The following is a 10,615-nucleotide window of genomic DNA, read 5'->3' on the forward strand; positions in this document are numbered from 1 at the left end:
TAACGAAAAGAGCGTGAAAAACAAAAACCGACTCTCCCGTTTCTCTTTGCAATAATCGGGCAAATTCCACGTTATATAGGATACAATGAAGACGAACGCTACACACTATATATATACAAAAAGAACTTTGATGCGCTTGTGCATGGGAATATTTCTATGCATGATAGCATTGATATACAATCCATTGCAGGCTCTCAACGCCAGCCATTACGCCTCGCGGTCGCAACTGGCCGAGGGGTTATGGGTCAAAGTATCGGTGGGCGAATCGGGCATTCACCAAATCACCTACCAGGAGTTGAAAAAGTGGGGATTCTCCAACCCCGCAGCCGTCACGGTATATGGCTACGGTGGTGCCATACTGCCCGAGACCTTCTCCGACGACGACATCGACGACCTCAACCAACTGCCCGTTCTCGACACCGGCTCCAAGATACTCTTCTATGCACAAGGGCCCGTATCGTGGAGTTACGACGAGAAGAGCCAGGAGTACAAGCACACGCAAAACCCCTACTCTACGGCCGGATACTACTTCCTCACCGACAGTAAAAGCCGCACGGCCACCCTCACCGACCGCACCACGGCGAGTGTGGCAGGAGCGACCGACATCACCTCGTTCGACGAACATGCCGTCTATGAGCAAGACCAGTATTCGCCCGGGGCCACGGGTCGCACCTTCCTGGGCGAGGATTTCCGCTATACCACCTCGCGCAACTTCACCTTCGAGCTGCCCGGTGTGGACAACTCCGAACCGGTAAAACTGCGCACCGTATTTGCCGCAAAGGTAGTGGGGGGAACCAGCAAGCTGGTGTTTACCTACCAGGGAGAAACAATGCCCGAAAGTTCGACCGACAATATCTCGGCCGGATCGGAGAGTTCCTACGAATTCTTCAAGAATACCTCGACCCTCAAGGAGTTCAACCTCGACAGCGAAGAGCTCGCCTTCTCACTGCTCTTCCGGCAAAACGGGGGGAGCCTCTCCCTGGCCCGGCTCGACTACTTCCGGTTCAACTACAAGCGCAAGCTGCAGCTCTACAACGGCAGCATCCAGTTCAGGCTGAAACAAATGCCACAGAACGGCTGCTATGCCCTGCCCGGCTACACGACAACCACGCACATTTGGGACATATCGAATCCTCAAAACCCCGTCAACATCATCCCCAGCGTCGAGAACGGAGTGGCACGTTTCGGCATTACCGCAGCCCATGAAGAGTATGTGGCCTTCGACACCCAGGCAAGCGTAGGCTCGGTTACCTTTGTCGAGACCGTAGCCAATCAAGACCTGCACGGCATGGCCACCCCCGACATGGTGATTCTCACCCCCAAGGAATATCTCTCCTACGCACAAAGCATTGCCCAACTTCACCAGGAAACCGACGGACTCGAAGTCGCTGTAATCGAACACACCAAGGTATTCAACGAGTTTTCGTCGGGTACCCCCGACGCCACGGCCTACCGCCGGCTGATGAAGATGTTTTTCGACCGCGAAGGCGGTATCGGGGGCAAACAACTCTATCTGCTGCTTTTCGGTAAGGGACTCTACGACAACCGCAAGATCGGCGAGACCGGCAAGTATGTGAAATATCCCACCCTGCTCACCTACCAGCACGGCTCCGGCAACGACGAGCGCGCCTCCTACACGACCGACGACTACTTCGGGTTCCTCGACGACGGCTCGGGCGTGCGCATTGCCTCCGACAAGCTGCGCGTGAGTGTAGGCCGCCTGCCGGTCAAGAGCGAACAAGAGGCCAAAGATGTGGTCGATAAACTGCTCAACTATGTAGCCAACACCGATAAAGGCTCTTGGAAAAACCAGGTATGCGTCGTAGCCGACGACGAAAACTATGCCACCCACATGAAACAGGCCGAGGATATCTGTAACATCCTCGAGAACAGCGATGCCCATTGCTTTGTCAATAAAATCTATACCGATGCCTACACGGCCGAGATTACCTCGACCGGCCGCACCTACCCCTCGGCCAAGAAGAAACTCTTCCAGGTACTCGCCGACGGAGTGCTCGTGGTCGATTACATCGGTCACGGCAGCACGGTAGCCTGGACTCACGAAAACCTGCTCAATATCACCGACATACAGTCGATGTACCTGAGACGGCTGCCCCTCTTCATCACCGCAACCTGCGACTTTGGGCGCTATGACCACGAAGATACCTCGGGTGGCGAAATCCTCTGCCTCAACCCCAGCGGTGGCGGCATCGCCCTCATCACCACCACCCGTGTGGTCTATATCAGCGACAACCACTACCTCAACAAAGGGGTAGCCCAAGAGATTTTCAAGAAAGACGAAAACAGCGGATATCCCCGGTTGGGCGACATCCTGCGCGAGGCCAAATGCAACATCCAGCAAACCGACAGCAACAAGCTCAACTACACGCTGTTGGGCGACCCGGCTCTGAAACTGCTTTACCCCGATTACCAAATCAAGGTAACCGAAATCAACGGCCAGGACATTACCCAAACTACCCCCACCATACAAGCCCGCGACTCGGTCGTTATCAAAGGCGAAATCTATACGCCACAGGGCGAGAAGGCAACCGACTACAACGGTATCATCTGCCCCACGGTCTATGATTCGGAGGTATCGGTAGTGACCCACGGATATGGCGAGGAGGGTGAAGTCTTTGAATTCTCGGAACGAAGCAACCGCCTCTATGTGGGGAAAGACTCGATTGTGGGCGGGCAGTTTGAAATCGCCTTCAAAATGCCGCGTGAAATCAACTTTGCCGATGACCGAGGATTAATAAACCTCTACTGCTACAACGACCAGGATCAGGAGGGCAGCGGCAACGAATCGAACTTTATCATAGGCGGGTTCAACGACAACTCGAACGACGACTTCGACGGGCCCGAAATTTACTATGCCTTCCTCAACTCGCAGGACTTCCAGAACGGCGACGAAGTAAACGAGTCGCCCATGCTCATTGCCGAAGTCTATGACCCCTCGGGCATCAACATCTCCGACGCCGGGATAGGCCACCAGATGACTGTCACGATCGACAACCAGACGCTATACACCGATGTGGCATCCTATTTCGATCCCGCCATCGGCGACCCCGGCCGTGGATTTATCAACTACCCCCTGAGCGACCTGAGCGAAGGAAACCACACCTTGAAACTGAAGGTATGGGATACCGAGAACAACTCGTCGGAAGTGGAGTTGGCCTTCACCGTAAAAGCCGGACTCAAGCCCGTCATCTACGACCTGTATGCCGACCAGAACCCGGCCAGTACATCGACCAATTTCTACCTCAGGCACAACCGCCCCGACGCCATCATCAACGTCACCATATCGGTCTATAACCTCATGGGTATCGAAGTATGGCGCTACACCGGCCGAGGGCTCTCAGACATGTATCGCTCCTACCCCATCAGCTGGGATTTGACCGACAGCAGCGGCCGACGGGTGCCCGGTGGTATCTACCTCTACAAAGCCCTCATCTCGACCGACAACGAGCACGAAGCCACCCGCTCGAAAAAACTTTGTGTCACCGGCCAGTAGCCGCGATACACCAGCCTAACGCCCGTCTCGACGAGACAACCGGGAGAGAGAAAAGCAGAGGAGCCGAAAAATATTTGTCTCAAAATTCGGTATTTTATTATATCTTTGTAAATCAAATGAAACAAGCCTCATCCGGCCAGGCGGGCGAGCTTGTCAGTACCGGAGGTTTGTTGTAAATTTGTATCGTCAAAACAGACAAAAAGATGGAAAGCTCTGAATCAAAATCTACCGTTAAGTTACCGGAGCCCTCGCTTCGCCGGCTCCCCTGGTATTTGGCTTACATCAAACTGCTGCAAACCAAAGGAGAGGAATATGTATCCTCGACCCAAATAGCCAAAGAGATAGGCGTCGATTCGTCAAAAATAGCCAAGGATCTCTCGTTCATCAACATCTCGGGAAAGACCCGTGTAGGATACGAAATCAATTCGCTGGTAGCCGTGCTCGAGGAGTTCCTTGGGTTCACCTCCATGCACAAGGCCTTTATCTTCGGGGTGGGCAGTCTGGGAGCCGCCCTCATGCAAGACTCGGGTCTGTCGCAATATGGACTCGAGGTTGTCGCCGGCTTCGACATTAAGCCCGAGCTGGCCGGCACCTTTGTCAACCACATCCCCATCTATCACCTCTCCCAGTTTGCCCAAAAGCAAAAGGAGCTGGGCGTGCAGATCGGTATCCTCACCGTGCCCATCGACAAAGCACAAAGCGCCACCGAAGAGATGATTGCCGGCGGTATCAAGGCGATATGGAACTTCACCCCCTATCGTATCCGAGTGCCCAAGCACATTGTTATCCAGAACACATCGATCTATGCCCATTTGGCCGTCATGTTCAACCGGCTGAACAACCTCAAATAAATCGCACGTATGAAAATTATTGCCGTCGGCTGGAATTATCAATCGCACAATGCAGAGATGGCTCAGAAAGAGCTGCCCAAAGTCCCCGTCGTATTTACCATGCCCGAGACCTCCCTGCTCAAAGACGGAAAACCCTTTTTCCTGCCCAACTTCTCCAACCGCATCGAATACGAAACCGAACTGGTGTTTCACGTCTCCCGCCTGGGCAAGAACATTGCTCCCAAATTTGCCCACCGTTACTACGACGCCGTGACCGTAGGCATCGACTTTACCGCCCGCGACATCCAGGCCGAAGCCCGGCGTGCAGGCAACCCCTGGGACATCTCCAAAGGGTTTGACTACTCGGCCCCCATCGGCCGGTTCCTCCCCCTGCCCGAGCTACCGCCCAAGGCCGACAACATCACCTTTTCCATGTCGATCAACGGCACCCAAGTGCAACAAGGCAACAGCAGCGACATGATTTTCCCTATCGACCAGATTATCGCCTATGTGAGCCAGTTCTACACCCTCAAGATAGGCGACATCATTTTCACCGGCACCCCGGCCGGTGTCGGCCCGGTGAAGATAGGCGACCACATCGAAGGATTCATCGGCAACACCCAGGTGCTCGATTTTTTTGTTAAATAGCCATTTGTCAAACCAATGCCCCATACAATCGACTTTGTCAAAAAAAACACGATAACACTTCTCCTGTCGGCCATATTCATGCTCATGGCCTCCGCAACCTACGGGCGGGCAAGCAGCGACTATGCCGCCAACTCGGTGCTGGCCGACGGAAACTGGATAAAAATATCGACCACCGAAGCGGGTATCTATCAAATTACCGACGATTCTCTGCGGGCCTGGGGATTCTCCGACCCGTCGAAAGTCAAGCTCTTTGGCTACGGCGGCCGTGTCATCGACGAACTCTTCTCCAACAGCGACGGCTACATCGACGACCTGCCACAAATCCCCCTCTGGCGGCAAAACGGCCGACTCTATTTCTACTCCACGGGGACGACCCTTTGGGAGTTCGACGACAACAGTCTCGAGTTTACCCACCGGCTGCAACCCTACTCGACCCATGCCTGCTACTTTCTCACCGACAAGGAGGTGACGCCCGCCCAGTTTACCACCCTCGACGGCACCCCTTCGGGCAACGAGACAACGGTCTCGACCTTCGACGACTACACTGTGCACGAACAAGAACTTGTCTCGGTAGGCAATACGGGACAAAACTTCTTTGGCGAGGATTTCATGACAAACTCCAGCCAAGATTTCACCTTCCACCTCACAGGAGCCCAACCCGAACCCATCAAGATACGAGTGGGATTCGGAGCCCGGATAAGCGGCAGCGAGGGCTACATCTACATCTCGTACAACGGGACCGAACTCACCACAAGCACAGCCAACCGCATCTCAAAATATTACGACTCGCACGAGTTTCTGCGCCAGGCTACCCCCTTGCGCACCTTCGGGCAAGCCGCCGAAGAGAGCACCATAGGACTTCGCTACGAGTGTAGCGGGACAACCGAGCGTGCCTACCTCGACTACATCAGGCTCAACTACCGGCGCGCACTGCAACTCTACGACGGGCAGGTGTCCTTTCGCTTTATCAATCGCACGGCCAACGACTGTTACCAGATAAGCCACACCACCGATTCGACCCTCGTGTGGGACATCACCACGCCCCATGCCCCTCGTCTCGTCTCGAGCTCTTTCGAAGGGGGAACAACCCGCTTCACCCCAAGCGACACTCAATTGCGGGAGTATGTAGCCTTCGACCCAGGCCAAGAGTTCCCCTCCCCGGTCTTTGTCAAGCGGGTCGAAAACCAGAATCTGCATGCCTCGACCTCGCCCGACCTCACCATCATCACCACAGCCGCCCTGCAAAGCGAAGCCGAGCGGATAGCCCGGCTGCACCAGACCGAAGGGCTCACCACCCTCGTGATCGATCAGGAAAAGATATTCAACGAATTTTCGTCGGGGACCCCCGATGCCACGGCCTACCGACGGCTGATGAAGATGTTTTACGACCGCGCTTCCAACGATAGCGAGCGGCCTCGATACCTGCTGCTTTTCGGCAATGGATCCTACAACAACCGCAAAGCCATGGAATCGTTGTACGCCCCCGATTGCTGCATGTTGCTCACCTACCAGTCACCGGGCAGTATCGACGAACGCGAGTCTTTTGTTCTGGAAGACTACTTCGGATTTCTCGAGGACAACTCGGGCACAGAAATCAAAAAAGACAGAGTGTGCCTGGGCATCGGCCGATATCCCGTCACCTCACTCCAAAGCGCCCGCACGGCTGTGGACAAGCTCTACCGTTATGTACAAAACACCGACCTCGGTCCGTGGAAAAACATAGTCTGCCTGGCTGCCGACGACGGCGATGAAGCCGTACACACGAAACAGGCCGACCAGGGAGGCGACACCCTGTTACTCAAAAACACCAGTACCCCCAGGCTGGGATTCAGAGTCAACAAACTCTATGTCGATTCATACTATCTGGACCCCGATACCAAGGCCTGCCCCGAAGCCAATCGTGCCCTGATGAAGGCCTTCGACGAAGGGATGCTCGTCTTCAACTACATCGGCCACAACGACCCCGAGGAGGGATTCACCGGCGAAAAGCTCTTCTCGCGATATGAGATGGAGAGCCTCACCAACAACCGGTTACCTCTCTTCATTGCCGTCACCTGCGGATATACCCGTTTTGACGAAAAAGACATCACGGCCGGCGAAAGCGTACTACTCAACCCCACGGCCGGTGCCATCGCCCTCATCACCACCACCCGCGTGGTCTATACCGACGGGAACGACAAGATGAACCGGCGGCTCATGAGCCGGCTGTTGTCGCGCGACGACAACGGTAACCCCTTGCGGCTGGGCGATGTGTTGCGGCTGGCCAAACGCGACTTCGGGACCGAAACCGACAAAAACAAACTCAACTTCGTCCTCTTGGGCGACCCGGCCCTGCAGCTCCTCTATCCGCAAAACGAAATAGAGGTAACCCTCATAAACGGCAGTCAAGGGCTATTCTCGACAATCATGACCGCAGGTAAGAGCTACACGGTCGAGGGCGAAATTCACGCCTACGGAGGGGAGCTCCTCGACGACTTCAACGGCGAAATCTATTACTCGCTCTACGACGAAGAAAAGAGTTTTACCACGCTGACCCACCAGGACAAAAAGACCTACACCTATGACTACCGGCCCAACTTGCTCACAACCGGCAAAGGTACGGTAACCAACGGAAAATTCCGTATCAGCCTCACTCTGCCCATCGAAAACTCCCATTCGGGCAAATCGGCTCTGCTCAACCTCTACGCCTGCGATCCGTCGTCGGGACGTGAGGCCAACGGATATACCGAGAAGCTGCTCATCGGCACCACCATCGTGGACTCGACAACCGACACCCAGGGACCGGCAATCGAGTTTGCCGGCATCGAGAGCGACCACTCTGGCGAGGGAACGGCCGTCACAAACCCGGCCACTTTCATAGCCCGGCTCTCCGACCCCTCGGGCATCTATACCGGTACAGCCTTGGGCCGACAGATGGTTCTGCTGCTCAACGGAACCAGCCTCGACGACAATCCGGCACGATACTACCAACCCTCGAGCGACGATTCGTCGAGCGGACAATTCACATACCCGCTGACCCAATTGAGCGAAGGATTCTACACCATTACCCTCAAGGTATTTGACAACATGAACAACTCGTCAGAGGTTTCGACCACCTTCGAAATTCGCCCGGCCGATGCAGGCTATACCCTCTCGATCGACGAAGAACCCGCCATCGAGCAGGCTACCCTCTCGTGCTTCGACAGTGAAGGTCGTACCCCCGAAGGGGTGAAACAGGCCCGCATCTCCATCACCAACGGTCTGGGTCAGGAAGTATGGTACCGCGAGACAACCGGCAGTACCCCCTTCCCCATCACCTGGAACCTGCTCGACAACAACGGCCAACGGGTACCCGCCGGGCAGTACGACTGCCGGGTCTATCTCGAAACCGCGGCCGGAACCACCGTCACCCCGGCTAAAAAAATCGTGGTCATCACGCAATAATCGGGGGTAATCTCTGTTTATTATATACATATAATTTGTAACACAACGCACGATGAAAAGAGTCTCGTTTTATATCATAGCCATTACTCTTGTGTCGATACTCTTCCCGGTTGGCGCCTGGGCCGCCGACGGGGGTACGACCAAGAACGAATTCAACCCCATCAACACCGGCGTTACCTCGCTGAGCATCACGCCCGACTCGCGCGGTGCATCGCTGGGCGACCTGGGTGCCGCTACCGACCCCGACGTCAACTCGCAATTCTGGAACCCTGCCAAATATGCCTTTGCCTATAGCCAGGCCGGAGTATCGCTATCATACACCCCGTGGCTGCGCAAGTTGGTCAACGACATCTACCTGGCCTACCTGGCTGGTTACTGGAAACTGGGCAGCAGCGACTTGCAGGCATTAAGCGCCTCGTTGCGTTACTTCTCACTGGGCGAAATCGTCCTCACCGACAACCAGGGTAATGCCCAAAACAGCATCACCCCCTACGAGATGGCCTTCGACGTGGGCTACTCGCGCAAACTCTCCGACAAGTTCTCGATGGGTGTCGTATTCCGTTACATCTACTCCGACCTGGGATTCCACTACGACGAGACAAGCGTATCCGATGCCTCGGGCGCCTCGGCCTTTGCCGCCGACGTAGCGGGTTACTACACCACCTATCCCATCATTGGCCGCAGCGAATGTCAGTGGTCGTTGGGTTTCAATATCTCCAACATCGGTACCAAGGTGTCGTATGACGGCGGTAACGAGAGTGCATTCCTCCCTACCAACCTGAAGATAGGGACCTCGTTCCTCTTCCCGTTGGCCGACTACAACACGCTGTCGCTCAACCTCGACTTCAACAAGCTGCTGGTACCCTCGACCCCTCAGGTAGCCAACTACGAGACCGATGCCGAGTATGAAGAAGCCAAAGAAAAATGGCAAAATACCTCGCCCATCTCGGGTATATTCCAGTCGTTCAGCGATGCCCCGGGCGGCTTCAAGGAGGAGTTGCGCGAAATCAACTTCTCGATTGGTGCCGAGTACTCCTACAACCAGCAGTTCTTCCTGCGGGCCGGATACTTCAACGAAAACAAATACAAGGGTAACCGCAAATATTTCTCCTTCGGAGCCGGCTTTTCGCTCAACGTGCTCAAAATCGATGCCGCCTACATGGTGGCTACGGCACAAACGAGCCCGCTGGACCAGACCCTGCGTTTCACCCTCTCATTCGATATGGACGGGCTTAAGGAACTCATAGGACATCGCCGATGAAAACCCGGGTAGGATTTGGATTTGACGTGCACCGGCTGGTCGAAGGCCGGGAGCTGTGGCTGGGCGGCATACGCATCGAACATTCGCTGGGCCTGCTGGGCCACTCCGATGCCGACGTGCTCATTCACGCCTTGTGCGATGCCCTGCTGGGTGCGGCCAACATGCGTGATATCGGGTTTCACTTTCCCGATACGGCCGGCGAATACAAAGGCATCGACAGCAAAATTCTTCTGCAAAAGACAGTCGAACTGATTCGGGAGAAGGGTTACTCCATAGGCAATGCCGATATTACGGTCTGTGCAGAACGTCCCAAACTCAACCCTCACATCCCGGCCATGCAACAGACCCTGGCGGCCTGCATGGGTATCGACCCCGACGACATCTCGATCAAAGCCACCACTACCGAGCGGCTGGGCTTTACCGGTAGAGAAGAGGGTATCTCGGCCTATGCTGTAGTCCTCCTCGAAAAATAAGCGAAGGGAAAGCCTTTTGTTCGGCCTCCCCTTCGCACTCCTCTGCGAACAAGCAAACCAAACAATATGACAGGGATACGAACTATGACCCAATAAGTAGTTCATATACCTTATTCGTTTATGGCTTTTCGCAGAAAAAATAATCGAGAATCCCCTCTTGCAGTCCCACCTGAATATAGCTCAACGAGCTAAAAAAAATAAAGAAGCGTGAGCTCGATGGTTTATCCTATTCGAGGTCCAGCAAAAACCTTAGGTGGACAAACAACCAGCCCACGCTTGTTTATAACAAGCGCAGGCGTTTAGCTGTTGATTACCTCACCTAAAAAGAATTTTGCTGATTCCGAATAGAGGTAATATTCTAAACGCTTATATTTCCAATATTTTTTCAAAGATAATCCTTTTTTGCCGAGATAGCCAAAAGCTCCCCCACTTTTAACATTTTGGCGTTATATGTTTTTTAGAATAT

6 protein-coding genes are annotated in these 10,615 nt (G+C 54.5%); all 6 read left to right on the forward strand.

Going from position 1 to position 10,615, the window contains the following annotated elements:
• The first annotated feature begins 160 nt into the window (after positions 1 to 160).
• The 6 genes from porU (B5G10_RS06880) to ispF all read left to right on the forward strand — a co-directional run bounded on the left by porU (B5G10_RS06880) (position 161) and on the right by ispF (position 10,149).
• Positions 161 to 3,514 carry a type IX secretion system sortase PorU gene (gene porU / locus B5G10_RS06880; RefSeq protein ID WP_158098793.1) on the forward strand — a complete coding sequence of 1,118 codons (3,354 nt, stop codon included), beginning with the start codon at positions 161 to 163 and terminating at the stop codon, positions 3,512 to 3,514.
• Between the two features lie 203 nt (positions 3,515 to 3,717).
• Positions 3,718 to 4,365, forward strand: a complete 648-nt coding sequence (locus B5G10_RS06885; protein WP_087423996.1) for a redox-sensing transcriptional repressor Rex — start codon at positions 3,718 to 3,720, stop codon at positions 4,363 to 4,365.
• 9 nt (positions 4,366 to 4,374) lie between these two features.
• On the forward strand, positions 4,375 to 4,992 hold the full coding sequence (locus B5G10_RS06890) for a fumarylacetoacetate hydrolase family protein (protein WP_087423997.1): 618 nt from the start codon (positions 4,375 to 4,377) through the stop codon (positions 4,990 to 4,992).
• A 15-nt stretch (positions 4,993 to 5,007) separates the two neighbouring features.
• The gene (gene porU, locus B5G10_RS06895) at positions 5,008 to 8,415 is read left to right on the forward strand and encodes a type IX secretion system sortase PorU (RefSeq protein WP_087423998.1); all 3,408 of its coding nucleotides are present in this window, start codon (positions 5,008 to 5,010) and stop codon (positions 8,413 to 8,415) included.
• A gap of 52 nt (positions 8,416 to 8,467) precedes the next feature.
• The gene (porV, locus tag B5G10_RS06900; protein ID WP_087423999.1) at positions 8,468 to 9,676 is read left to right on the forward strand and encodes a type IX secretion system outer membrane channel protein PorV; all 1,209 of its coding nucleotides are present in this window, start codon (positions 8,468 to 8,470) and stop codon (positions 9,674 to 9,676) included.
• Entirely contained in the window at positions 9,673 to 10,149 is a 477-nt protein-coding gene (gene ispF, locus B5G10_RS06905) for a 2-C-methyl-D-erythritol 2,4-cyclodiphosphate synthase (protein WP_087424000.1), read from the forward strand. The genes porV and ispF overlap by 4 nt, the downstream gene beginning before the upstream one ends.
• Positions 10,150 to 10,615 lie beyond the last annotated feature (466 nt).

It is taken from the genome of Barnesiella sp. An55 (assembly GCF_002161555.1).
GTDB lineage: Bacteria > Bacteroidota > Bacteroidia > Bacteroidales > Barnesiellaceae > Barnesiella > Barnesiella merdipullorum.

What these genes read in the sequence shown, in the direction of transcription:
- porU (WP_087423998.1), top strand. Translation starts at nt 5,008, where the DNA reads ATGCCCCATACAATCGACTTTGTCAAAAAAAACACGATAACACTTCTC.
- B5G10_RS06890 (WP_087423997.1), top strand. Translation starts at nt 4,375, where the DNA reads ATGAAAATTATTGCCGTCGGCTGGAATTATCAATCGCACAATGCAGAG.
- porV (WP_087423999.1), top strand. Translation starts at nt 8,468, where the DNA reads ATGAAAAGAGTCTCGTTTTATATCATAGCCATTACTCTTGTGTCGATA.
- ispF (WP_087424000.1), top strand. Translation starts at nt 9,673, where the DNA reads ATGAAAACCCGGGTAGGATTTGGATTTGACGTGCACCGGCTGGTCGAA.
- B5G10_RS06885 (WP_087423996.1), top strand. Translation starts at nt 3,718, where the DNA reads ATGGAAAGCTCTGAATCAAAATCTACCGTTAAGTTACCGGAGCCCTCG.
- porU (WP_158098793.1), top strand. Translation starts at nt 161, where the DNA reads ATGATAGCATTGATATACAATCCATTGCAGGCTCTCAACGCCAGCCAT.